27 protein-coding genes are annotated in these 22,112 nt (G+C 59.0%); 8 read left to right on the forward strand and 19 right to left on the reverse strand.

The window, feature by feature from the left end:
• Positions 1-92: 92 nt before the first annotated feature.
• Positions 93-1,934: a potassium transporter Kup gene (locus tag AB1J88_RS14600; protein WP_371260436.1), complete on the reverse strand. Its 1,842-nt coding sequence runs from the start codon at positions 1,932-1,934 to the stop codon at positions 93-95.
• Between the two features lie 349 nt (positions 1,935-2,283).
• Here AB1J88_RS14600 and rimO point away from each other — a divergent pair, with 349 nt between their 5' ends.
• The 5 genes from rimO (at position 2,284) to tsaA (ending at position 6,412) form a co-directional block, all read left to right on the forward strand.
• Positions 2,284-3,621 carry a 30S ribosomal protein S12 methylthiotransferase RimO gene (rimO, locus tag AB1J88_RS14605; protein ID WP_024011887.1) on the forward strand — a complete coding sequence of 446 codons (1,338 nt, stop codon included), beginning with the start codon at positions 2,284-2,286 and terminating at the stop codon, positions 3,619-3,621.
• Positions 3,622-3,822: 201 nt separating this feature from the next.
• Positions 3,823-4,296: a GNAT family N-acetyltransferase gene (locus AB1J88_RS14610; protein ID WP_108181865.1), complete on the forward strand. Its 474-nt coding sequence runs from the start codon at positions 3,823-3,825 to the stop codon at positions 4,294-4,296.
• Positions 4,297-4,453: 157 nt separating this feature from the next.
• Positions 4,454-5,164 carry an rRNA pseudouridine synthase gene (locus AB1J88_RS14615; RefSeq protein WP_047291998.1) on the forward strand — a complete coding sequence of 237 codons (711 nt, stop codon included), beginning with the start codon at positions 4,454-4,456 and terminating at the stop codon, positions 5,162-5,164.
• Between the two features lie 72 nt (positions 5,165-5,236).
• Entirely contained in the window at positions 5,237-5,704 is a 468-nt protein-coding gene (locus AB1J88_RS14620) for a DUF1456 family protein (protein ID WP_108181863.1), read from the forward strand.
• A gap of 9 nt (positions 5,705-5,713) precedes the next feature.
• The gene (tsaA, locus tag AB1J88_RS14625; RefSeq protein WP_430291335.1) at positions 5,714-6,412 is read left to right on the forward strand and encodes a tRNA (N6-threonylcarbamoyladenosine(37)-N6)-methyltransferase TrmO; all 699 of its coding nucleotides are present in this window, start codon (positions 5,714-5,716) and stop codon (positions 6,410-6,412) included.
• A 178-nt stretch (positions 6,413-6,590) separates the two neighbouring features.
• On the opposite strand, the gene fpr is transcribed toward tsaA, so the two are convergent.
• Positions 6,591-7,370, reverse strand: coding sequence for a ferredoxin-NADP reductase (fpr, locus tag AB1J88_RS14630; RefSeq protein WP_003222277.1), 780 nt, complete (start codon positions 7,368-7,370; stop codon positions 6,591-6,593).
• A 133-nt stretch (positions 7,371-7,503) separates the two neighbouring features.
• Here fpr and AB1J88_RS14635 point away from each other — a divergent pair, with 133 nt between their 5' ends.
• A complete protein-coding gene (locus AB1J88_RS14635; protein ID WP_007964377.1) occupies positions 7,504-8,430 on the forward strand; it encodes a LysR family transcriptional regulator in 927 nt (308 codons plus the stop codon).
• Here AB1J88_RS14635 and AB1J88_RS14640 read toward each other — a convergent pair.
• The 3 genes from AB1J88_RS14640 to AB1J88_RS14650 form a co-directional block, all read right to left on the reverse strand.
• Positions 8,427-8,789 carry a diacylglycerol kinase gene (locus tag AB1J88_RS14640; RefSeq protein ID WP_042607041.1) on the reverse strand — a complete coding sequence of 121 codons (363 nt, stop codon included), beginning with the start codon at positions 8,787-8,789 and terminating at the stop codon, positions 8,427-8,429. The genes AB1J88_RS14635 and AB1J88_RS14640 overlap by 4 nt on opposite strands.
• Positions 8,790-8,863: 74 nt before the next feature.
• Entirely contained in the window at positions 8,864-9,514 is a 651-nt protein-coding gene (gene erdR, locus AB1J88_RS14645) for a response regulator transcription factor ErdR (protein ID WP_041072218.1), read from the reverse strand.
• A 224-nt stretch (positions 9,515-9,738) separates the two neighbouring features.
• Positions 9,739-10,485: a tRNA-uridine aminocarboxypropyltransferase gene (locus tag AB1J88_RS14650; protein ID WP_262948024.1), complete on the reverse strand. Its 747-nt coding sequence runs from the start codon at positions 10,483-10,485 to the stop codon at positions 9,739-9,741.
• Positions 10,486-10,674: 189 nt separating this feature from the next.
• On the opposite strand from AB1J88_RS14650, the gene AB1J88_RS14655 reads away from it, so the two are divergent.
• Positions 10,675-11,100: a PA3611 family quorum-sensing-regulated virulence factor gene (locus AB1J88_RS14655; protein ID WP_041072220.1), complete on the forward strand. Its 426-nt coding sequence runs from the start codon at positions 10,675-10,677 to the stop codon at positions 11,098-11,100.
• On the opposite strand, the gene AB1J88_RS14660 is transcribed toward AB1J88_RS14655, so the two are convergent.
• Positions 11,101-11,295 carry a hypothetical protein gene (locus AB1J88_RS14660; RefSeq protein ID WP_041072222.1) on the reverse strand — a complete coding sequence of 65 codons (195 nt, stop codon included), beginning with the start codon at positions 11,293-11,295 and terminating at the stop codon, positions 11,101-11,103.
• 358 nt (positions 11,296-11,653) lie between these two features.
• Here AB1J88_RS14660 and AB1J88_RS14665 point away from each other — a divergent pair, with 358 nt between their 5' ends.
• Positions 11,654-12,772, forward strand: coding sequence for a TIGR00730 family Rossman fold protein (locus AB1J88_RS14665; protein WP_430291336.1), 1,119 nt, complete (start codon positions 11,654-11,656; stop codon positions 12,770-12,772).
• Between the two features lie 56 nt (positions 12,773-12,828).
• On the opposite strand, the gene recX is transcribed toward AB1J88_RS14665, so the two are convergent.
• From recX to AB1J88_RS14730, 13 genes are all read right to left on the reverse strand, one after another.
• Positions 12,829-13,299, reverse strand: a complete 471-nt coding sequence (recX, locus tag AB1J88_RS14670) for a recombination regulator RecX (RefSeq protein ID WP_430291337.1) — start codon at positions 13,297-13,299, stop codon at positions 12,829-12,831.
• Positions 13,300-13,307: 8 nt separating this feature from the next.
• Positions 13,308-14,366 carry a recombinase RecA gene (gene recA, locus AB1J88_RS14675; protein ID WP_003222269.1) on the reverse strand — a complete coding sequence of 353 codons (1,059 nt, stop codon included), beginning with the start codon at positions 14,364-14,366 and terminating at the stop codon, positions 13,308-13,310.
• A gap of 83 nt (positions 14,367-14,449) precedes the next feature.
• Complete coding sequence (locus AB1J88_RS14680) at positions 14,450-14,950, reverse strand: CinA family protein (protein ID WP_127652530.1); 501 nt, start codon at positions 14,948-14,950, stop codon at positions 14,450-14,452.
• Between the two features lie 68 nt (positions 14,951-15,018).
• The gene (locus tag AB1J88_RS14685) at positions 15,019-15,537 is read right to left on the reverse strand and encodes a lysis system i-spanin subunit Rz (protein WP_430291338.1); all 519 of its coding nucleotides are present in this window, start codon (positions 15,535-15,537) and stop codon (positions 15,019-15,021) included.
• Complete coding sequence (locus tag AB1J88_RS14690) at positions 15,516-16,082, reverse strand: glycoside hydrolase family 19 protein (protein ID WP_086792126.1); 567 nt, start codon at positions 16,080-16,082, stop codon at positions 15,516-15,518. The genes AB1J88_RS14685 and AB1J88_RS14690 overlap by 22 nt, the downstream gene beginning before the upstream one ends.
• 33 nt (positions 16,083-16,115) lie before the next feature.
• Positions 16,116-16,334, reverse strand: coding sequence for a hypothetical protein (locus AB1J88_RS14695; RefSeq protein WP_041072232.1), 219 nt, complete (start codon positions 16,332-16,334; stop codon positions 16,116-16,118).
• Between the two features lie 9 nt (positions 16,335-16,343).
• Positions 16,344-17,546 (reverse strand): carbohydrate binding domain-containing protein, encoded by a 1,203-nt coding sequence (locus AB1J88_RS14700; RefSeq protein WP_430291339.1) that lies wholly within the window; start codon positions 17,544-17,546, stop codon positions 16,344-16,346.
• A 32-nt stretch (positions 17,547-17,578) separates the two neighbouring features.
• A complete protein-coding gene (locus AB1J88_RS14705) occupies positions 17,579-18,019 on the reverse strand; it encodes a phage tail assembly chaperone (RefSeq protein ID WP_222016259.1) in 441 nt (146 codons plus the stop codon).
• A 2-nt stretch (positions 18,020-18,021) separates the two neighbouring features.
• Entirely contained in the window at positions 18,022-18,942 is a 921-nt protein-coding gene (locus AB1J88_RS14710) for a gp53-like domain-containing protein (protein WP_430291340.1), read from the reverse strand.
• Between the two features lie 37 nt (positions 18,943-18,979).
• Entirely contained in the window at positions 18,980-19,447 is a 468-nt protein-coding gene (locus AB1J88_RS14715) for a phage tail assembly chaperone (RefSeq protein WP_222016261.1), read from the reverse strand.
• On the reverse strand, positions 19,447-20,373 hold the full coding sequence (locus AB1J88_RS14720; protein ID WP_430291341.1) for a hypothetical protein: 927 nt from the start codon (positions 20,371-20,373) through the stop codon (positions 19,447-19,449). Before AB1J88_RS14720 ends, AB1J88_RS14715 begins: the two co-directional genes overlap by 1 nt.
• A 23-nt stretch (positions 20,374-20,396) precedes the next feature.
• Positions 20,397-20,963 (reverse strand): tail fiber assembly protein, encoded by a 567-nt coding sequence (locus AB1J88_RS14725; RefSeq protein WP_430291342.1) that lies wholly within the window; start codon positions 20,961-20,963, stop codon positions 20,397-20,399.
• A gap of 7 nt (positions 20,964-20,970) precedes the next feature.
• A complete protein-coding gene (locus tag AB1J88_RS14730; RefSeq protein ID WP_430291343.1) occupies positions 20,971-22,050 on the reverse strand; it encodes a phage tail protein in 1,080 nt (359 codons plus the stop codon).
• Positions 22,051-22,112: the final 62 nt, after the last annotated feature.

Genomic DNA, 22,112 nt, shown 5'->3' on the forward strand with positions numbered 1-22,112 from the left:
GAGGATTGGTGGTGGACTTGAGGTTTATGTGCGGGCACAAAAAAGCCCCCGCCAGCGTTGAAGCTGACGGGGGCTTTTCAGTTAGGGTGCAGCTACATCTCCACCTGCGTCCCCAACTCAATCACCCGGTTCAGCGGCAGATTAAAGAACCGCAGGTTGCCGTTGGCATTCTTCAACATGAACGCAAACAGCGCCTCACGCCAACGGGCCATGCCTTCGAGTTTCGAGGCAATCACCGTTTCGCGGCTGAGGAAGTAGGTGGTGCGCATCGGGCTGAAGTCCAGATCATCCAGATGGCATAGCTTCAGTGCCTGCGGCACGTCCGGCTCGTCGGTGAAGCCGAAGTGCAGGATCACCCGGAAGAAGCCTTCGCCGTGAGCTTCGACTTCGAAGCGCCGCGATGGCGGCACGCGCGGGATGTCTTCGTAGACCACGGTCAGCAGCACCACTTGCTCGTGCAATACCTGGTTGTGCAGCAGGTTGTGCAACAACGCGTGGGGTACGGCGTCGGAGCGCGCGGTGAGGAACACCGCGGTGCCCTGCACGCGGTGCGGTGGTTGCACGCGGATGCTGCTGATGAAGATCGGCAGCGGCAACGCGCCTTCGTCCAGCCGATCGACCAACAGCTCTTTGCCGCGCTTCCAGGTGGTCATCAGGATGAACAGCACGATCCCCGCCAGTACCGGGAAGGCACCGCCCTGAATGATTTTCGGCACGTTGGCCGCGAAGAACATGCCATCGACCAGCAGGAAGCCGACCAGAATCGGCACGGCCAGCAGTGGTGGCCATTTCCATAGCAGCAAGATCACCGCCGCCACCAGAATACTGGTGATCAGCATGGTGCCCGTCACCGCCACGCCATAGGCAGACGCCAATGCGCCGGAGGACTCGAAACCGATCACCAGCAGGATCACGCCGACCATCAGCGCCCAGTTCACCGCACCAATATAGATCTGCCCCTGTTCGGCACTGGAGGTGTGCTGAATGTGCATGCGCGGGATGTAGCCAAGCTGAATTGCTTGACGGGTCAACGAAAACGCACCGGAAATCACCGCTTGCGAAGCAATCACCGTGGCCAGGGTTGCCAGCACCACCAAAGGCACCAGTGCCCAGTTCGGCGCCAGCAGGTAGAACGGGTTACGCGCCGCTTCCGGGTTCTCCAGGAGCAACGCGCCCTGACCGAAGTAATTCAGCACCAGTGCCGGAAGTACCAGCGCCAGCCAGGCGCGGGCAATCGGCTTGCGCCCGAAGTGGCCCATGTCGGCGTACAGTGCTTCGGCGCCGGTCAATGCCAGCACTACCGCGCCGAGAATCGCCACGCCCATGCCCGGATGCACGATGAAGAATCGCACGCCCCAGATCGGGTTCAGCGCGCTCAATACTTCAGGGTGTCGAACGATCCCGCTGACACCCAGACCGCCCAGCACCAGGAACCACGCCACCATCACCGGACCAAACAGCTTGCCAATGCGATCGGTGCCATGCTTCTGGATCAGGAACAGTCCGACCAGGACCACCAGCGCCATCGGCACCACCCAGCGCTCCAGGCCATCGAATGCCAGCTCCAGACCTTCCACCGCCGACAATACGGAAATCGCCGGGGTGATCATGCTGTCGCCGTAAAACAGTGCGGCACCGATCAATCCCAGGATCACCAGCACCGCCTGCAATTTGGGATAGCGGCTGGATGCGCGTCGCGCCAGGGCGGTCAGCGCCATGATCCCCCCTTCGCCCTGGTTGTCGGCCCGCAAGACGAACAACACGTACTTGATCGTAACGACCCAGATCAGCGACCAGAATATCAATGCCAGAATCCCGAAGACGCCGTCGTGATTGACCGGCACCCCATAATGACCGGCGAATACTTCTTTGAGGGTGTACAACGGGCTCGTGCCGATGTCGCCGTAAACTACCCCGACTGCCGCGACCAGCATGCTCAGCGGTTTTGCAGCCGAATGCTCGGCGCCCGCCGCCTGACTACTTGCCTGACCCATCCAACACTCCTGATTCTCGAACCGGCTTCTTTGAATGAAGCACTATGCTTTGTGGTGCAGCATGCGCTGTTTTACCTGTTGTTACAGTCGTTTTGTTGACTGTAAAAAAACGGTAAAGCTCAACGGCGCGAAGCATAGCGCAGCACTCGTCGTATTTCCCTGCATAAAGCTGGTCAAGTGCGTTGCTCATCGCTAGAATTGCGCACTTTTTGATCAGAGGCGCACCCTGAGCGCCCATCCGTCGGCTTTCCCACACGGCAAGCGACGTCACAAAACACCGAGGTTAGACATGTCCACCACTCCTGCGCCGGCCAATCCAAAGGTTGGCTTCGTATCTCTGGGTTGCCCGAAAGCACTGGTCGACTCCGAGCGCATCCTGACCCAGCTGCGTATGGAAGGCTATGACGTGGTGTCCACCTACCAGGACGCCGACGTGGTGGTGGTCAACACCTGCGGTTTCATCGACTCGGCCAAGGCTGAGTCGCTGGAAGTGATCGGTGAAGCGATCAAGGAAAACGGCAAGGTCATCGTCACCGGTTGCATGGGCGTGGAAGAAGGCAACATCCGCGACGTACACCCGAGCGTGCTGGCCGTAACCGGTCCGCAGCAGTACGAGCAAGTGGTCAACGCGGTGCACGAAGTGGTGCCGCCGCGTCAGGATCACAACCCGCTGATCGACCTGGTGCCGCCGCAAGGCATAAAGCTGACTCCGCGCCACTACGCGTACCTGAAGATCTCCGAAGGCTGCAACCACAGCTGCAGCTTCTGCATCATTCCGTCGATGCGCGGCAAACTGGTCAGCCGTCCGGTCGGCGACGTGCTCGACGAAGCCCAGCGTCTGGTCAAATCCGGCGTCAAAGAGCTGCTGGTGATTTCGCAAGACACCAGCGCCTACGGCGTCGACGTGAAATACCGCACCGGTTTCTGGAACGGCGCGCCGGTGAAAACCCGCATGACCGAACTCTGCGAAGCGCTGAGCACCTTGGGCGTGTGGGTGCGTCTGCACTACGTTTACCCGTACCCGCACGTTGACGAGCTGATCCCACTGATGGCCGCCGGCAAGATCCTGCCGTACCTGGACATCCCGTTCCAGCACGCCAGCCCGAAAGTCCTGAAGTCGATGAAACGCCCGGCGTTCGAAGACAAGACCCTGGCGCGGATCAAGAACTGGCGCGAAATCTGCCCGGACCTGATCATCCGTTCGACCTTCATCGTCGGCTTCCCGGGCGAAACCGAGGAAGACTTCCAGTATCTGCTGAACTGGCTGACCGAAGCCCAGCTCGACCGCGTCGGTTGCTTCCAGTACTCGCCAGTCGATGGCGCACCGGCCAATGACCTGGACCTGGAAGTGGTCCCAGACGACGTCAAGCAAGACCGTTGGGAGCGCTTCATGGCGCACCAGCAGGCAATCAGCTCGGCACGCCTGCAAATGCGCATTGGCCGCGAGATCGAAGTGCTGGTGGACGAAGTCGACGAGCAAGGCGCCGTCGGCCGCTGCTTCTTCGATGCCCCGGAAATCGACGGCAACGTGTTCATCGACAACGGCAGCAACCTCAAGCCGGGCGACAAGGTCTGGTGCAAGGTGACTGACGCTGACGAATACGATCTGTGGGCTGAACAGATTTGACGCAGTAGCCACTGTAGGAGATGCCAAAGGCTGCGATCTTTTGATCTTGAAAAGATCGCAGCCTCGTTTCACTCGACAGCTCCTACAGGGAATGCGCAGATATCAAAAGCCCCGCTCTTTTTACGAGATGCGGGGCTTTTTTACGGCTATTGTTTGCTGTGGGAAGGAATCCCGCTTATCCACTGGAAAGAGGCGACGGGCATGCGTCAGCATTCGGTCATTCACACGCCGAAACTCAGCGACTATCAGGAACTGACCCGGGTCTGGGAGGCCTCGGTCCGCGCGACCCATGACTTTCTGCCGGACAGCTACATCGAATTGCTGCGCAATCTGGTGCTCACCCGTTACCTGGACGCGGTGATGTTGATCTGTACCAAGGACGCCAACCAGCGCATCACCGGGTTTGCCGGCGTGGCGGCGGGCAAGATCGAAATGCTGTTCATCGATCCCGAGCATCGCGGCCAGGGTTTGGGCAAGAAACTGCTCAACTACGCCATGCAACATCTGAATGCCGATGAACTGGACGTCAACGAACAGAACCCGCAGGCGCTGGGGTTTTACTTCAAACAGGGTTTTGAAGTGATCGGCCGCTCGGAAGTCGACGGCATGGGCCAGCCATATCCGCTGCTGCATATGCGCTTGCGCCAGAACCAGCAGCGCTCAAGCCATGCCTGACTCACCACAATCCCACTGTAGGAGCTGCCGAAGGCTGCGATCTTTTGCTTTGTGAAGATCAAAAGATCGCAGCCTTCGGCAGCTCCTACAAATGGAACCGGGCTTAACCGGCGCCAGGCAGGTACAATGCCCACCCCTTTTTTGTTACGGCCCTGTCATGACTGACCCGATTCGCCTCTCCAAACGCCTCATCGAACTGGTCGGTTGCTCCCGCCGGGAGGCCGAGCTGTTCATTGAGGGCGGCTGGGTCACCGTGGACGGCGAAGTGATCGACGAACCGCAGTTCAAGGTCGGCGACCAGAAGGTCGAACTCGACAAGGACGCCAAGGCCACCGCGCCGGAGCCGGTCACGATTCTGCTCAACGTGCCGGCCGGCATGGACGTCGACACCGCCATGCAATCGCTCAGCGCCGACACCCTCAGCGAAGAGCACCGCTACGGCAAACGTCCGTTGCGCGGGCACTTCCTGCGCCTGACCGCCAGCGCCGACCTGCAGCCCAAGGCCAGTGGCCTGCTGGTATTCACCCAGGACTGGAAAGTGCTGCGCAAACTGACTGCCGATGCGGCCAAGATCGAGCAGGAATACGTGGTCGAGGTCGAAGGCGACATGGTTGCCCACGGCCTCAATCGCCTGCAGCATGGTCTGACCCACAAGGGCAAGGAGCTGCCGCCGGTCAAGGCCAGCTGGCAGAACGAAAACCGCCTGCGCTTCGCCATGAAGAACCCGCAGCCGGGGATCATCGCGCAGTTCTGCGAAGCGGTTGGCCTGAAGGTCGTCGGCATTCGCCGCATCCGCATCGGCGGCGTGTCGATCGGCAAGGTTCCGGTGGGCCAATGGCGCTACCTGTCCGGCAAAGAGAAGTTCTGACACCTCTGTTGCCGCCACACATTCCGGCAGCGTGCCTGCACGTTGCCCACAACGATTATCAGGATGACCCACATGATTCATAACGACGTATTGCGCAGCGTGCGCTACATGCTCGACATCAGCGACAAGAAAGTCATCGAGATCATCAAGCTCGGCGGCATGGACGTGGAGCTGAAAGACGTCGTCGCGTACCTCGACAAGAAAGAAGAAGACGAAGAAGGCTTCGTGCGCTGCCCGGACGAGGTCATGGCGCACTTCCTCGATGGCCTGGTGATCTTCAAGCGTGGCAAGGACGAAAGTCGTCCACCGCAGCCGATCGAAGTGCCGGTGACCAACAACATCATTCTGAAAAAGCTGCGCGTGGCTTTCGAACTGAAGGAAGACGACATGCACGCGATCCTCAAGGCTGCCGAGTTCCCGGTGTCCAAGCCTGAGCTGAGCGCGCTGTTCCGCAAGGTCGGCCACACCAACTACCGCCCGTGCGGCGACCAGTTGCTGCGCAATTTCCTCAAGGGCCTGACCCTGCGCGTTCGTGGCTGATCACGCAACATGACTTACAGCGTCTCCCCCATTGGTTTTGTGCGCTCCTGCTTCAAGGAGAAGTTCGCCATTCCGCGCCAGCCACAACTGGCACCCGCCGCTCGTGGCGTGCTGGAGCTGGTGGCGCCGTTCGATCAGGGTGACGCGGTGCAAGGGCTGGAGCAGGTCAGCCATGTCTGGCTGCTGTTCCTGTTTCATCAGGCGCTGGAAGAAAAACCGCGCCTGAAAGTGCGCCCACCACGTCTGGGTGGCAACAAGTCCATGGGCGTGTTCGCCACCCGCGCCACTCACCGTCCCAATGGCATCGGCCAGTCGGTGGTAAAGCTGGACAAGGTCGAGGCACATCGGCTGTTCATCTCGGGCATCGACCTGCTCGACGGCACGCCGATCCTCGACATCAAACCCTATGTGCCTTACGCCGATATCATCCCCGGAGCCTCCAACAGCATCGCCAGCGCCGCGCCACAGCTGATTGACGTGCAGTGGACGGACGCCGCGCTGCAACAGGCGCACGGCCATGCTCAGCGCCTTGGCGAGCCACTGGTCGAGTTGATCGAGCAGTGTCTGGCCCAGGATCCGCGCCCGGCGTATCAGACGCCGGCGCCGGAGCGCGAATACGGTGCGCAATTCTGGGATCTGGACGTGCGCTGGCATTACCCGACGCCGGAGCAGATTTGCGTGCTGGAAGTGATCCCGGCCAACACCTGAGACCTCGCTCAATGTAGGAGCTGCCGCAGGCTGCAATCTTTTGATTTTGCCTTTTCAAGATCAAAAGATCGCAGCCTTCGGCAGCTCCTACATGGATTGTGGCAGGCAGGAATGAAATATCTCGGGCATAAAAAAGCCCCCATTGCCTTCGCCGGCAATGGGGGCTTTTTCGTGGGGCTTACTTCTCGACGAACGCACGCTCGATCAAGTAATCACCCGGCTCGCGCATCCGCGCCGAGATCTTCAGGCCGAAGCTGTCGAGCACTTCGCTGGTCTCGTCGAGCATGCTCGGGCTGCCGCAGATCATCGCGCGGTCATCCTGCGGGTTGATCGGTGGCAGGCCGATGTCGCTGAACAGCTTGCCGCTGCGCATCAGATCGGTCAGACGGCCCTGGTTCTCGAACGGCTCGCGGGTCACGGTCGGGTAGTAGATCAGCTTGTCACGCAGCGCTTCACCGAAGAACTCGTTCTGCGGCAGGTGCTCGGTGATGAACTCGCGATAGGCGACTTCGTTGACGTAGCGCACGCCGTGCACCAGGATCACTTTTTCAAAGCGCTCGTAGGTTTCCGGGTCCTGAATCACGCTCATGAACGGCGCCAGACCCGTGCCGGTGCTCAGCAGATACAGGTGCTTGCCCGGGTTCAGGTCGTCCAGTACCAGGGTGCCGGTAGGCTTCTTCGAGATGATGATCTCGTCGCCTTCCTTCAGGTGCTGCAGCTGCGAAGTCAGCGGACCATCAGGCACTTTGATGCTGAAGAACTCGAGATGCTCTTCCCAGTTCGGGCTGGCGATCGAGTAAGCGCGCATAAGCGGGCGGCCATTTGGCTGTTGCAGGCCGATCATCACGAACTGACCGTTCTCGAAGCGCAGGCCCGGATCGCGGGTGCACTTGAAGCTGAACAGAGTGTCGTTCCAGTGATGAACACTGAGGACACGCTCGTGGTTCATGTTGCTCATGTACGTGGGACTCCTGGATATTGGGTCTGCGCTCGCCTTTGCGGCCGACAGTGCGCAATTGCAACGCATTCTAATAGCGACGACAATATCTGTTAACTGGATTATTAAGATAAGGGTTATCGGTTATATCGATATGCGATTTACTCTTCGTCAACTGCAAGTCTTCGTCGCCGTCGCCCAGCAGGAAAGCGTATCCCGTGCTGCGGGCCTGCTCAACCTCTCGCAATCGGCGGCAAGCACCTCCATTACCGAACTGGAGCGCCAGTCCAGCTGCCAGCTGTTCGACCGCGCCGGCAAACGCCTGAGCCTCAACGCGCTGGGCAAACAGCTGCTGCCGCAAGCCGTGGCCCTGCTTGATCAGTCCAAGGAAATCGAAGACCTGCTCAATGGCAAATCCGGTTTCGGCTCACTGTCGGTGGGTGCCACCCTGACCATCGGCAATTACCTGGCGACCCTGTTGATCGGCGGCTTCATGCAGCGTCATCCCGAAAGCCAGGTAAAGCTGCATGTGCAGAACACGGCCAATATCGTGCATCAAGTCGCTCACTACGAAATTGATCTGGGTCTAATCGAAGGTGACTGCAGCCATCCGGACATCGAAGTGCAGAGCTGGGTCGAAGATGAGCTGGTGGTGTTCTGCGCACCGCAACATCCGTTGGCCAAACGCGGCAGCGCGACCATGGAAGAGTTGACGCACGAAGCGTGGATTCTGCGCGAACAAGGCTCTGGCACACGACTGACGTTCGATCAGGCCATGCGGCACCATCGCAGTGCACTGAATATCCGTCTGGAGCTGGAACACACCGAAGCGATCAAACGCGCGGTGGAATCAGGATTGGGGATTGGCTGTATTTCGCGGCTGGCGCTGCGCGATGCGTTTCGGCGCGGCAGCCTGGTGGCGGTGGAAACGCCGGATCTGGATCTGGCGCGGCAGTTTTACTTCATCTGGCACAAGCAGAAATATCAGACGTCGGCCATGCGCGAATTTCTCGATCTGTGCCGCGCTTTCACCGCTGGGGTGCAGCGCAGCGACGAGATCGTCTTGCCAAGTATCGCTTAAAGCAGAATCACCGCCCACACCAGGGCAATCATGCTCAGGGCTACGAATTGCGCAGCGCTGCCCATGTCCTTGGCATTCTTGGACAGTGGGTGAAGTTCCAGGGAAATGCGGTCAATCGCCGCTTCTACTGCCGAGTTCAACAACTCGACGATCAGCGCCAGCAGGCAGACGGCGATCAGCACTGCCTGTTCGACGCGGCTGACATTCAGGAAGAAAGTCAGCGGAATCAGCACCACATTGAGCAGCACCAGTTGGCGGAATGCCGCTTCGCCGGTGAAGGCTGCGCGCAGGCCGTCCAGCGAGTAACCGGAAGCGTTGAGGATGCGTTTCAGGCCGGTCTGGCCCTTGAAAGGTGACATAAGGTAAAAACCAACCAGAAAGGAGTGGGAAAGCTAGAGCAACAAAAGTCAAAAAAGCGTGAAGACGCCAGCCTTTATTGGCTCGGAATTGACTCAAGTTGTTGCAGAAGTAATGCAGCCTGTGTCCGGGTGCGTACGTTCAACTTGCGAAAGATCGCTGTAACGTGAGCCTTGATGGTCGCTTCGGACACGTTCAGCTCATAGGCAATCTGCTTGTTCAGCAGGCCTTCACAGACCATGGTCAATACGCGGAACTGTTGCGGGGTAAGGCTGGCAAGGCCGTCGCTGGCAGCTTTGGCTTCGGCGGAGACGCTGACCGCTTCGAACGCCTGCGGTGGCCAGAACACATCGCCATCGAGCACCTTGCGCACGGCTTGCTGGATCATGCTCAGGTCGCTGGACTTGGGAATAAAGCCACTGGCACCGAACTCGCGGGACTTGACCATGACCGAGGCTTCTTCCTGCGCCGAGACCATCACCACTGGAATCTGTGGATATTGACCGCGCAGCATGACCAGACCGGAAAAGCCGAACGCGCCGGGCATGTTCAGGTCCAGCAGGACCAGATCCCAGTCGGATTTTTCCGTCAGGCGTGCTTCCAGCTCGGCGATGCTCGCCACCTCCACCAGTCGTACATCCGGGCCAAGGCCCAGCGTCACCGCTTGATGCAGTGCGCTACGAAACAGAGGGTGATCATCGGCAATCAGGATGTCGTATGTGGCCATTATTCAAATGATCCTGTTTTTTGATGGCAGACCCGACGCATTCGAGCCTCGCCAAAGCAACTCAAGAGAGCGCTGCACAGCGCTATCCACAGGGGCACGTTCAACGCCAATCACAAGCAAACACGGCGTTTCAAACCTTGGCCGCACCCTAATCGGCGCCAAGCATGCCCAGCGAAGCCGGGGTGGTCAAGCAGCACGGCCGCCGCTGCGTGAAGTATGGGCCACTATGGCGCCAACACTGCCTGCGGCTTTCGTATATAAGGCAACAACTCGGCGTGCGCCGGGGTCGACTCGTTCATGTCCAGCTGTTGTTTGGCGCCCAGGTAATGCTGGCTGAACACATCGAAATACGCGTCCAGTGCCGAGGCCGCGTCGCTGTCCCCCGCCAATTCGAGGCACAACGCCGCAACTTCGGCGGTGCACAGGTGTTCGCTACGGGTGGAGCGACGCAGGCGATAACGCGAGAGTCTGTCGGGCAACAGGCTGAGAATCGGCAAGCGATCGAAATACGGACTCTTGCGGAAGATCTTGCGCGCCTCGGTCCAGGTCGCATCCAGCAGAATGAACAACGGACGCTTGCTGCTATCGACGGCGACGGTGTTGGTCACCCGTGACGGTTCTACGTATTCGCCGGGAAATACCAGGTACGGCTGCCATTGCGGGTCGTTGAGCAGCGCGAGCATCTGCGAGTCAGGCTCGGTGCGCGACCAGATGAACGCGTGGTTGTCGCGTACCACATCGGCAATCAGCCAGCCGGTGTTGCTCGGTTTGAACACTTCCTTGCCGGTCATGATCAGGCACACGCCGGAACGGGACTCGACCGTTGGTCGCCAGGCGCACAGGCAGTGGCTGATGATCACCCGGCAGTCGCGGCAACGTTCGGAGCGAAAACCTCGGGCCTGAATCGGCTTGATGCCCTCGTCCTCGCGCTGGTCGCGCAAACGGGCTACAGCGTTGGGGGCATGTTTGATCACAGGCAACGCACCACAGCAGGAAAACTCGACACGCACAGCACTCGGCAAGGTAATAAAGGCCGGCAGTTTACCAGAGCGGCGAGCGCAAACCTGTACCGTCCCGACCGGCTCCCCTATAATCCGGCGCCACTGAACGCACAGCCACAGGGCTGGTCGAACCACCAGTCACTGAATCAGGAGAGTTTCATGCTGCGCCTAATCGTTCCCACCGCCGCCATCGCGCTGGCGTTGTCCTTCAGCGCACAAGCGGCGTCGTTGAAAGAGCAGAATCTGAACAAAGAACTGCGCAACATCGCCGAACAAAGCAGCGTTGGTACGCCACGGGCGATCAACGAAGACATTCTCGATCAGGGCTACACCGTTGAAGGCATCACCCTGATCAACCACCTGAGCGTACAGGCCAGCCACGCCGAAAAGATGCGCGCTGATCCAAAAGCGGTGTATTTCCAGCTGGGTGCTTCGGTGTGCAATAACCCGTCGTACCGCAAGCTGATGGCCAAAGGCGCGGTCATGCGTTACGACTTCACTGAATATAAAACCAACAAAGCCATCGGCTCGGCCAGCTATCAGGATTCCGATTGCCCGAAAGCAGCCCCGGCGAAGAAGAAGTAATCACCGGGTATTGGCGCGCCGCTGCTCATCCTCGGCGCGCAATTCGGCCACCAGTGCCTGTAAATAGCGTGAACGCCGTTCACCACCCGCCAGACGTCGGCAGCACTCCTCTTCGAGACTGACTTGATTGGCCTCGGCTGATGCTTTCAACATCCGATACAGCTGCGTATCGATTTCCAGAACCACTCTGGCCATCTATCCCGCCTCCTTGCCTGCTACCCGCGAATCCCTGAAAAGCGCGCACCCTGCGTACGGCGGCTGACTCCAAGCTGTCGTACAGTGCCTGTAAGTTAGTAAATCAGAGCGATTGCTCTACGGCGTACGTTCGGACGAGCGGTGAACATTCTTTGCCAATGACACCCAACGGCTGCCAGAAAAAGACTGCGCGGCGTAATGATCAACTCAGCGCAATGGCTCGCGAGGGTCTAGATTCAAAGTATTCCCGATCATCTGTTCACGGCAGGACAAGGAGCTGCCGAGTGTGTGTTTTTTTGCAGCGCGGCACTGACGCCGCACGTCAGGGCCACAAGCTCTGTGCAGAAGGAGACGTTGAATGCCTTACCAACCGAATGACCTGCTCAGCCGGCATTTTCAGGAACAACTTCCCGACCTCATCAACAAGGTCGAAGAACAACTCAACCAGGTTTCTCCCAACAGCCCGAACCTGCCGATCTATCGCGACATGATCCTGACCGTGCTGCGCATGGCCCAGGAAGATCACAACCGCTGGAACGCCAAGATCACCCTGCAGGCCCTGCGCGAACTGGAGCAGGCGTTCCGGGTGCTGGAACAATTCAAGGGGCGACGCAAAGTCACCGTGTTCGGCTCGGCACGCACGCCGGTCGAGCATCCACTGTATGTAATGGCCCGGGAACTCGGCGCGGCCCTGACACGTTCAGACATGATGGTCATCACCGGCGCTGGTGGTGGAATCATGGCCGCCGCACACGAAGGTGCCGGACGTGACCACAGCCTCGGATTCAATATCACCCTGCCCTTCGAACAGCATGCCAACCCGACTGTGGACGGCACAGGCAACCTGCTGCCGTTCCATTTTTTCTTCACCCGCAAACTGTTCTTCGTCAAGGAAGCCGATGCGCTGGTGCTGTGCCCTGGCGGGTTTGGCACACTGGACGAAGCACTGGAAGTCCTGACATTGATCCAGACCGGCAAAAGTCCTCTGGTGCCTGTGGTATTGCTGGATACACCGGGTGGAACGTTCTGGCAGGGAGCACTGGATTTCATTCGCCAGCAACTTGAAGAAAACCGCTACATCCTGCCCACCGACCTGAAACTGATGCGACTGGTCTATAACGTCGATGAGGCGGTGCAGCAAATCAACCAGTTCTACAGCAACTTCCACTCCAGCCGCTGGCTCAAACGTCAGTTCGTTATTCGTATGCACCACAAGCTCAGCGACCAGGCATTGGCGCATATGCAGACGGCTTTCGCCGATCTGTGTCTGAGCGACCAGTTCCATCAACACGCCTACAGCGGTGAAGAACACGACGAAGCGCAGTACAGCCATCTGGTGCGGCTGGCGTTCGCCTTCAACGCCCGGGACCACGGCCGACTCAGGGAACTGGTGGATTACATCAACCTTCCGGAAAATTGGGCCCATAGCAAACCGCAGACCACACATCGCACACGCGAACCTTCGAAGGTTATTTGAAGGCAAAAAAAAACGGCCCGCTATTTCCATAGCGGGCCGTTTCTATTTAAACCGACTTAGTCGTCCATCCCTCTGCCGCTGAACAAGCGGTTGATCATCTCCATCGAAAAGCCCCGATAGGCGAGGAATCGACCTTGTTTGGCACGTTCCTTGGCATCAATCGGCAAGTGTCCGGAGAACTTGCGCTGCCATGTATCCCGAAGCTGCTCCTGCCAGTCGATACCGCTCTCACGCAGTGCGAGTTCGATGTCGGCGCGTCGCAAACCACGCTGACCCAGCTCTTCGCGAATGCGCAAGGGGCCATAACCGGAGCGGGCACGGTAGGAAACAAAGCTTTCAAGGTAACGGGCTTCAGAAAGCAGCCCCTCTTCCGTCAACCGGTCGAGGGCTGTTTCGATCATTTCCGCCTCAGCGCCGCGCTGACGCAGTTTACGCGTCAGCTCAACTCGACCGTGCTCGCGTCGAGCAAGCAGGTCCATGGCGGTTCGCCGCACCGCGACGAGGGTATCCAGTACAGCGGTGGTCATCGCTGCGATCAGATATCAGCGTCAGCCAGGTCGTCTTCGGTCTCTTTGACCGCAGAAGCCTTGGAGTCGGCGATCACCGCTGGCGACAGCAGTTTGTCACGCAGCTGCTTCTCGAGCTTGGCAGCGACTTCCGGGTTGTCTGCCAGGAACTTGGCCGAGTTGGCCTTGCCCTGACCGATCTTGGTGCCTTCATAGGCATACCAAGCGCCGGATTTCTCGACGAAACCGTGCAGCACGCCCAGGTCGATCATCTCGCCATTGAGGTAGATGCCTTTGCCGTAAAGAATCTGGAACTCGGCCTGACGGAACGGCGACGCCACCTTGTTCTTCACAACCTTGACGCGGGTTTCGCTGCCGACGACTTCGTCGCCTTCCTTCACCGCGCCGGTACGGCGGATGTCGAGACGGACCGAGGCGTAGAACTTCAGCGCGTTACCACCGGTGGTGGTTTCCGGGCTGCCGAACATCACGCCGATCTTCATGCGGATCTGGTTGATGAAGATCACCAGGCAGTTGGCGTTCTTGATGTTACCGGTGATTTTACGCAGCGCCTGGGACATCAGACGGGCTTGCAGGCCCACGTGCATGTCACCCATTTCGCCTTCGATTTCAGCCTTCGGTACCAGTGCCGCCACGGAGTCGACGATGATTACGTCGACTGCGTTGGAGCGCACCAGCATGTCGGTGATTTCCAAGGCCTGTTCGCCGGTGTCCGGCTGCGAAACCAGCAGGTCGTCGACGTTGACGCCCAGCTTGCCGGCGTACTCAGGGTCGAGGGCGTGTTCGGCGTCGACGAAGGCGCAGGTCGCACCGGCTTTTTGCGCCTGGGCGATCACGGACAGCGTCAGTGTGGTTTTACCGGAAGATTCAGGACCGTAGATTTCAACAATACGGCCTTTTGGCAGACCGCCAATGCCGAGTGCGATGTCCAGACCCAGAGAGCCGGTGGAGATAGCCGGGATCGCCTGACGGTCCTGATCGCCCATACGCATCACGGCACCCTTGCCGAATTGACGTTCGATCTGACCCAGGGCCGCAGCCAAGGCTTTCTTCTTGTTGTCGTCCATTAAAGTCCTCACGTAATCAATAAGGCCTGACGGCCAACACCTGTATAAGTAGCCAGTATTATTCCACAGCGTTCGCGGATCGCCTACCCCTGATTTTCGATTTCTCGTGCCGCTAGTCGCAACAGCCCCTCTAGCGCGGCCTTCACCGTTTGTCGGCGAACTTCGTCGCGGTTACCGGGGAAGTGCTGAACCTCACTGGAAACCGCATCGCCCACGCCCCAGGCCAGCCACACGGTGCCCACCGGTTTGTTCGGTGTACCGCCATCGGGCCCGGCCACGCCGCTGACGGCGACGGCAAACCGCGCCAGGCTGTTTTTCTGCGCGCCCCGCACCATCGACTCGACGACTTCGCGACTGACCGCGCCCACCGTGCCGAACAATTCGGCGGGCACATTCAGTTGCTGGGTCTTCTGCCGGTTGGAGTAGGTCACATAACCGGCCTCGAACCACGCCGAGCTCCCGGGAATCCGCGTGATCGCCTCAGCAATCCCGCCACCGGTACACGACTCGGCCGTGGTGACGTGGGCGTTGAGCAACTGCAAACGTCGGCCAAGCTCGGCAGCCAGTTGAGTGATCTCTTTCACGGTGCGCTCCGGATCGGGTGGAATGACTACCACCGTACACGACCCGGTTGCGCTTTCAATACACAGACTCATTCAAAATGTTCGGGCGCCAGCGCTCTGACATAGGCCTGACAGGCCTGCAGGGCAATCAGTCCGCGGTCGCCGGCGTCGGTGATGGCGATAATTCGTTGAGCATGCGCCGGGTCAAGTCGGGCGCGTACGGCTGCATGATCCACGCCGCCGGCGCCGGCGGTGGCTGGCATCCCGCAGCCTTGGGCAGCGTCGCCGGCGTCGATGAGGACTGACAGGCGCAAATCAGCAGTGGCAAGACGATCGCGCAGGCGATCTTGATCACGTTGGGCATCGCTCATGGCTCGATAGTGGGTTTGTTCACTGGCCGCCAGGCGTCGCTCAAGGGCCAGACGTTTATCCTGCTCGATCTGCTGCGCGCTGGCTGCCGCCACATTCAGCTGATTGAGAGTGTCGGCGTTTAACCGCGCCTGCTCCGCGAGTTGTCGACCGTAGCGCCAGTCCTGAAACTGCCAGGCCAGCGCAGCGGCCACCGCAGCCAGCAGCAAAATGCCGATCAGGCGCCAGGAGATGGACATAGCACCGCCCTCGCCCGCGCCCAGATGTCGAGCCGATCCTGCAGGCCATTCAACCCGCCGTTGATTCGGCGAGTGATGCTGTTGAACTGGTCGCGGTCGGCCAGATCGTTCAGGCCGTTCTGTTCCCAGAACCATGCCGCCGATTCCGCTGCCCATTGCGGTTGCTCAAGCAACTCAGGCAAGGACAGCAGACGCTCATCGCCGAACAGGCCGAGGCTGCACTGGCGATAGTTGCTGCGCCCGGTGATCTGGATCAGCCCGCGACCGCGGTACTTCTGCCCGTCGCCGTCGGCCTCGGGCGTGTTACCCAGACGCAAGGCCAGCGTGCCGGTGTCGTATTTGCTCAGGTACTGGTTGTTGCCCAGCTCGCGCACGTATTGCAGCTGCCCCGACTCATGACCAACTTGTGCCAGGAACGCGGCGATGCGTTTCGGCGAGTCGATATGGCGGCGAGTCATTGCTTTGTTCAGTGCAGAAACAAAAACGCCCGCTTGGGAGCGGGCGTTGGGCATGATGGTTTTAAGGTTGTCTTCAGTTATTTGCATAATGCGTAATCCTCCCTGGATGCTCCGATTGAATCATGGTTGGCGAGCAACGGCCCCCAGCCATTTTTTTGCCAGAGTTGTCAGGGTGTTGTTGGGTACAGACTCTTCGAGTGCGTCATTCGATGGCAGCACCTGTCCGCCGGTTAACAGCCATTGCTGATACTCAAGCCAGTCGCGATTGGTCGTGTCCTGTGGAATAAACGCGGCATCTTCAACGCGCAATACACCACAGGCGGTCAGTTGATATGTCATGAGCTACCCCTAGATTTCAGCGTCCGCTGTCCATTCAATCTGCAATCCGTTACCGGGCTGACTGCTCACAGGCGTCACGGTGCCGATGGCGAAACTTCGCTGTGTCACACTTTGCACCGTGGTCCCCGTGCATGCCACACCCTGCGAGTAGTTCCAGACCTGACTGCTTTCATTTCCGGGGCAATACAGGACGACGGTGGGTTGCACTCTCTTCTGAACCTGCATGTCTATAACCATGCCGTATTGACCGGTATTCCCGGCCGCAGCCTGAGTGAACGTAACGATGCAGGTTACGACACCATTGTTTGCACGAATCGGTAAACGACTGGCAAACGACTTCTCGAAGTAGCGCTGACACAACATCAGCTCTTCACCAACAGGACGATATTCGAACGGCGTGGAAACCGGTCCCTCCTCGAGTTGAACCCGTGCAAGATCCACGGTTTGCAAAACGTTAAGTGGCAGATCAAAAGCCAACCGCAAGTAATCATTGGTGCCGAGCATTTTTCCCGCGATCACTGGCACCTGAAACGTCGCGCTGTATTTGGTCCATGCAGTGTTCAATGCAAAGACATCGACCACTTTGACGACGGCTTCCGAACCACCGTTGCCGAAGTACTGACCGATGGTTACCTTCAACGGGCGCGCGGCGTCGGAGCGCGCCCAAAATGTCACGGTGGCGGTTTTTCCAGCCAGAGTCCTGACCGATTCAACGCCTTGGGAAATCTTGTGCTCGGTAGCGCCAACGCCCGCCGTGGTTTGCTGCCAGCGCAAGAAATAGCTCGGCTCACCTGCCACGTCTGTCTGGCCAGGGGCAAAATCCTGGCGGGAAATGGCCACGGCAGCATTGCCATTCCAGTCGCAACGAAAACGATCGGCTACATACCCACCGATATTGGGGCCTTGGTTGGTCGTTCCGCGCTGCCAGATATCGAAGCCGCCATTGATCAGCACATTCCGGCGATAGACCTGCACCGGAAACTGCTGCAGTGGGTCAGGCTTCGATAATTGCCGGATCGCCTGCGCCAACTGATCGGTCTGTGCTTCATCCGGTTTCAAACCGGCCGAGGTAATTGCGTTGAGTATTTCCTGAGTAACACTGTTGCCCCAACTGGCCGGGATCAGCGATCCCGGTGTTCCGGCGATGGCGTCTTCGTCGACAAATTTGCCATCGACCAGGCCGGAGCCCGGGACACTTTTTGGGTAATCCATGTTTATTTATCCTCGGTTGCTCAGCAAACCGCTCAACCATTGGCCTGCAGCAAGCCTTCCAGCCAGTCAGGTTCAACCGGCCGCGAACGTACGTTCGGGAAATCCGGATTGTCAGGCCAGTCGCGCAGTGCCTGACGGTACGTCAGGAGTTGTTTGAATTCTTCGCTGCGCAGGGTGGTGCCCTCGCCCATTTCCAGTTCTTCGGCATCGCGAAGAACCAGCCATTGAGTGCTCTGCAGAACGTTATTGCGCCAGCCGCGCTCCAGGGCAATCAGCGCCACTGGGGAGACTTGCGGCTCGCCAAGGACTGGCTGACCTGTGGCAGTGGCGCTGATGACTTTGCCTGCGGCCTGCCCGGCGAATAGCTCAATGTATTGGGCCTGAGTGATTTCCACTGCGCCTGCTGGAGGTTCCGCTCCAGGATTTTCAACCCGGTCAAATCCAAGCGTTTGTGCGTAAAAGTAAATAGCCATGGTCAAACTCCCCAAACCAGAATGCGACCCGAAATTCCCGTCGATGGCTTGATCCCTGTGGAATCAATGTTGCGAACCCGCGCCACCACCTGAGTGGTGGTCGATAACCCCAGATCGAACGCCCAGACGGTCGCATTTGCAGCACTCCAGCCTGTCGGATTTGCCTCATTGGCGACGCCACCCAGAATGGCCGACGGAAACTTGATCGGCAGTGAAAGCGTCATGTTGCCATTGGTGTCTGAGCCACCGACGACCCACTGCAGGATCAATCCGCTGGGGAATTTCTGATAACCCGGCGTGGTGAACTGAGCGCCATAGGAGGCGCAGTGCTTCAACGCAGCCGTGCCATAAACCACCCAAGTACCAGACTCCCTGACGAAGTTCGCACTCTCACCGGCGTTCATCACGATCGACGCCACGTAAGCCCCTTGAGGGCTGATTTGTGAGCCGGTTTTGCTGGCTACCATGACCGAGCCTGCGTTGCGGCAATGCAGACTGATCGTCGCGCCATCCGGCGCCGAGGCTGCGTCCGGAAGCGTCACGGTATAAGTCACTGTGCCGCCCAGACCAATCGAGGAACCGACATCGGCCAGCGTCAACTGAGTCGCTGCGGATATTCCGCGAGCACTCGCATGACTGCCCAACGCTCGTTGTACAAATTGCGCAGTTGCCGCCGAGCGTCCGCTATCAAACTGCGGTGCTGTGTTGAACAGCGTCGGGCTGCGCAGCGCAGCGAGCAACTGATTATTGGCTGACTCATTCGGCGTCATGCCGGCCGCTTGCACCACATTAAGAATTTCCTGCGTAACGCCATTGCCCCATGTCGCCGGAATCAGCGAACCAGGTTTGCCGGCAACCGGGTCCTCATCAGCAAATTGTCCATTCACCAGTCCGACACTGGGCACACTCTTGGGATAGTCCAAGGGTTGTCTCCTTAATCTGAAATATTTGGGGCTGGTCTCAGCCTATGAGTGCGGCTAACCGCGTGGGGACCGAAGGCCGGGAAACAGCGGAAGGAAATTGACTTGTTTCAGGCCAGTCGCGCAGCGCCTGACGGTACTCCAGCAATTCCAGATATTGCGCAGCCTTGAGCGTCGTCCCGCGCCCCAGCTCTTGCTCATCGCGATGACGCGTCACCCACCATTCGGTGGCCGACAGGCTGGACTGGCGCCAGGTGCGTGCTGCCGCCAGAGGCTCTTGCTCATCGGGGACTGTTTCAGGGGTAATGACCGGGCTGCTCGTTACAGGCAACGGCGCAATTTCCTGACGCAATTCGCCGACGGGCGCGCCAATTTCGATCTGCATACCCTCCGGCACCTGCACCATCGTCTCGACGAAAGCGGGGGCAAACAGTTGGGTGATCGCGTAGTCACCGGTGTCGATCAATTCGACCGCGACACCGTTTTCCACTCGTACATAACGGGCCATTATTCGTACTCCCAGATTTCACAGAAGGCGTTGCCGCCAGCACCACCAGCGAAAGAGTTCGTAGGATGCGACGAACAGGAGCCACTGCCTCCTGAGCCTCGAATACCCGCAACACCAGGGTTGTTTACGCCCTTGTACGGGGCGCCGCCGTCGAACGGGCTTGCGGCTCCACCACCGGAGAGCACTCCCCAATTGCCGTTGAACATTGCGTAGCCGCCGGTGTTGCCACGTGCGTTGGCAAGATTGCCGCCCACCGCGTCTTGGCCTCCGAGGCCGCCTTGGACGTACCCTGAGGCAGAGGTTGACGTATCAATGTTCAGGATCTGTGCACCGCCCCCGCCTCCCACGCTCATGTATGAGCCGAAGGAGGCCCCGCCGCCGCCCAACCCCATCGTGGGGCCGATTGCACCACCCGCACCCAACGAAACAGGCACGCCGGCAAGCATTTGAGGCGTCACGTCATACAGGCTTTCGGCATAGGCACCCGAACCACCTCCACCACCAATACGCAAATTACCGGCGGCAACAGGCGCACAACCTCCACCCGAACCACCCGCCCCCACCAACCGCACGCGAATCCGTTTGGCCCTGGGATTGGGCTTGTAAACCGTGATCCCGAGCGTCTCGATCTGCCGCACCGCCAACAACCGCCCCACCGCATCGGTGATGCCGTAACCGGCCAGTGTGGTCGGGGTGTTTCTCAGTTTGGTGAAGTCGACCAACGCGCCGATGGCCGTTGCCAACTGGTCGGTTCTGGCTTCATCAGGCGTCAGCCCGGCAGCCTTGATCGCGTTGAGAATTTCTTGCGTGACACTGTTGCCCCACGCGGCCGGGATCAACGAGCCCGGTGAACCGGCGAGCGGGTTTTCATCGACGAAGCCGCCGTTGACCAGGCCAACGCCGGGAATGCTTTTTGGATAATCCATTGCACTGCTCCCTGTGCTGAAAATCAGTTGGTTATGGCTGCGCCGGGAGCGACCGGCCAGGTAATCTCATCGGGGAAACCGGCCTGCTTTTCGATACGGTTCAGCTCCACGCTGTAGAGCTTCCACTCGATCAGCAGCAGTTGTTCGTCGTGGTTGGCATCGCCGATGTCTTCGGCGTATTGCAGCGGAGCGATGCGCAGGACGGCATCGCGTAACAATGCGTCGCGCTGGCCGAGAGATTGCTGTCTGATGCTCGCCAAACGAGCCTGCTCATCCAGCACCCAGGCGTTGTCGCGCCAGATGTGGAACTCGCCTGGCCATGGCTGCGCGGTCAGGGTGTCCGGCAACTCACCAAGCTCGGTCCAGATCTGTTGCGCGCCGCCGTCCTTGCGATAAACCATGCCACGGCGGTCGATCACCTCACGCGGAACAGTGTTAACCAAGGTCCACACTCGGCCGCTCTCAGGCGCCGGCAACTGGAAGGAAAGTTGAATCGCATTACTCGGCAGTTGAACACCAAGCCCCGGTGTGACATCAAACTCGACAGGGCCTGTCAAACAGCCCAAGTGATCAGTCAGATAATTAAACATGGGCACCTCAGATAAGTTTGATCCGACCCGGATAGGCAATATTTCGAGGGCGCGTGATACCGCCATGGTTCAGCAAGTCAGCGTCCGAGATTGGCGTAACCGGCGCTGCAGGTGTGATGTATTTAACAGTGGAGCCCACGTAATCGGTGTAGTTACCCATATCGAAGCCCAACTGGGATTTCTGGGAGTTGATATGTGTTGCGAACAAAATGTTGTCGCCCATTCCATTGTCGCCCTGAACTAAAGAGCCTTTTTGCCAGGAGCCAGGTGCACGTCCCGGGTCGATCAATCCGCCTTCAGCGAGTACCCGTAAAAATTCACCGCGAGCCTCTGGTAAACGGAAGTTCGTGGCACCATCTCCAGGCGTCCACGCACCACCACGATCAGCTTCGGAACGCAGCATTCCGGACTGTTGCGCGTGATCCCAAAGCCACGGCCACTCTGCGCGACTGAGTAACGAACCGTTCAAAGCGGCATAGCCACCCGGTAATACTGCCAGCGCAGTTTCAAAGACAATGTGCCCCAGTGAAGAGCCGTCGAAACGACCGACCGGCCACCAGTTACCTGCGCCATCACTGCGCAGATGCCACCAGTCACCTGCGCCCATCAACACCAGAAATGGATACCCCGAGGTGTTCAGGTGGGTATGGAATTTGATTGAGTCACCACTTGAAACTTGAACAACCAGACGACTACCGCTGTTATCCAGCCGCCGGACAATAACGTCTCGCACCCCCAGACCCGCATTGGCTGGCGGCAGGCTGACACTGAGTGCGCCAGCACTGGCATCAATGAGGACCAGACCAAGCTCTTCGCTGGCCAACAATCGGGATGAATTGACCCGAGTGATGGACGAACGCATCGGGCTGCTCTTGCCCATCAACACCTGAATCGCCTTGTACAACTGACCGGTATCGGCTTCAGAAGCCACCAACCCGCCGCCGTTAATCACACTCAGGATCTCCTGAGTCACGCTGTTGCCCCACACCGCCGGAATCAACGAACCCGGCGTGCCCGCCACCGGGTTTTCATCGACAAACCGGCCATCGACCAGACCGACACTGGGGACGCTTTTTGGATAATCCATAGGTCTTTCGTTCCTCTGAAATAACAAATGAACCGCATCACGGCGATCGCTGATGCGAGCCA

Origin of the sequence: Pseudomonas sp. S8 (assembly GCF_050473925.1) — a bacterium.
In the GTDB taxonomy this organism is placed as follows: Bacteria; Pseudomonadota; Gammaproteobacteria; order Pseudomonadales; family Pseudomonadaceae; genus Aquipseudomonas; species Aquipseudomonas parakoreensis.

Bases quoted from the DNA above. Each gene is read 5' to 3' on its own strand.
- AB1J88_RS14600 (WP_371260436.1), bottom strand. From the start codon at position 1,934: ATGCTGGTCGCGGCAGTCGGGGTAGTTTACGGCGACATCGGCACGAGC.
- rimO (WP_024011887.1), top strand. From the start codon at position 2,284: ATGTCCACCACTCCTGCGCCGGCCAATCCAAAGGTTGGCTTCGTATCT.
- AB1J88_RS14610 (WP_108181865.1), top strand. From the start codon at position 3,823: ATGCGTCAGCATTCGGTCATTCACACGCCGAAACTCAGCGACTATCAG.
- AB1J88_RS14615 (WP_047291998.1), top strand. From the start codon at position 4,454: ATGACTGACCCGATTCGCCTCTCCAAACGCCTCATCGAACTGGTCGGT.
- AB1J88_RS14620 (WP_108181863.1), top strand. From the start codon at position 5,237: ATGATTCATAACGACGTATTGCGCAGCGTGCGCTACATGCTCGACATC.
- tsaA (WP_430291335.1), top strand. From the start codon at position 5,714: ATGACTTACAGCGTCTCCCCCATTGGTTTTGTGCGCTCCTGCTTCAAG.
- fpr (WP_003222277.1), bottom strand. From the start codon at position 7,370: ATGAGCAACATGAACCACGAGCGTGTCCTCAGTGTTCATCACTGGAAC.
- AB1J88_RS14635 (WP_007964377.1), top strand. From the start codon at position 7,504: ATGCGATTTACTCTTCGTCAACTGCAAGTCTTCGTCGCCGTCGCCCAG.
- AB1J88_RS14640 (WP_042607041.1), bottom strand. From the start codon at position 8,789: ATGTCACCTTTCAAGGGCCAGACCGGCCTGAAACGCATCCTCAACGCT.
- erdR (WP_041072218.1), bottom strand. From the start codon at position 9,514: ATGGCCACATACGACATCCTGATTGCCGATGATCACCCTCTGTTTCGT.
- AB1J88_RS14655 (WP_041072220.1), top strand. From the start codon at position 10,675: ATGCTGCGCCTAATCGTTCCCACCGCCGCCATCGCGCTGGCGTTGTCC.
- AB1J88_RS14660 (WP_041072222.1), bottom strand. From the start codon at position 11,295: ATGGCCAGAGTGGTTCTGGAAATCGATACGCAGCTGTATCGGATGTTG.
- AB1J88_RS14665 (WP_430291336.1), top strand. From the start codon at position 11,654: ATGCCTTACCAACCGAATGACCTGCTCAGCCGGCATTTTCAGGAACAA.
- recX (WP_430291337.1), bottom strand. From the start codon at position 13,299: ATGACCACCGCTGTACTGGATACCCTCGTCGCGGTGCGGCGAACCGCC.
- recA (WP_003222269.1), bottom strand. From the start codon at position 14,366: ATGGACGACAACAAGAAGAAAGCCTTGGCTGCGGCCCTGGGTCAGATC.
- AB1J88_RS14685 (WP_430291338.1), bottom strand. From the start codon at position 15,537: ATGTCCATCTCCTGGCGCCTGATCGGCATTTTGCTGCTGGCTGCGGTG.
- AB1J88_RS14690 (WP_086792126.1), bottom strand. From the start codon at position 16,082: ATGCAAATAACTGAAGACAACCTTAAAACCATCATGCCCAACGCCCGC.
- AB1J88_RS14695 (WP_041072232.1), bottom strand. From the start codon at position 16,334: ATGACATATCAACTGACCGCCTGTGGTGTATTGCGCGTTGAAGATGCC.
- AB1J88_RS14700 (WP_430291339.1), bottom strand. From the start codon at position 17,546: ATGGATTACCCAAAAAGTGTCCCGGGCTCCGGCCTGGTCGATGGCAAA.
- AB1J88_RS14705 (WP_222016259.1), bottom strand. From the start codon at position 18,019: ATGGCTATTTACTTTTACGCACAAACGCTTGGATTTGACCGGGTTGAA.
- AB1J88_RS14715 (WP_222016261.1), bottom strand. From the start codon at position 19,447: ATGGCCCGTTATGTACGAGTGGAAAACGGTGTCGCGGTCGAATTGATC.
- AB1J88_RS14720 (WP_430291341.1), bottom strand. From the start codon at position 20,373: ATGGATTATCCAAAAAGCATTCCCGGCGTTGGCCTGGTCAACGGCGGC.
- AB1J88_RS14725 (WP_430291342.1), bottom strand. From the start codon at position 20,963: ATGTTTAATTATCTGACTGATCACTTGGGCTGTTTGACAGGCCCTGTC.
- AB1J88_RS14730 (WP_430291343.1), bottom strand. From the start codon at position 22,050: ATGGATTATCCAAAAAGCGTCCCCAGTGTCGGTCTGGTCGATGGCCGG.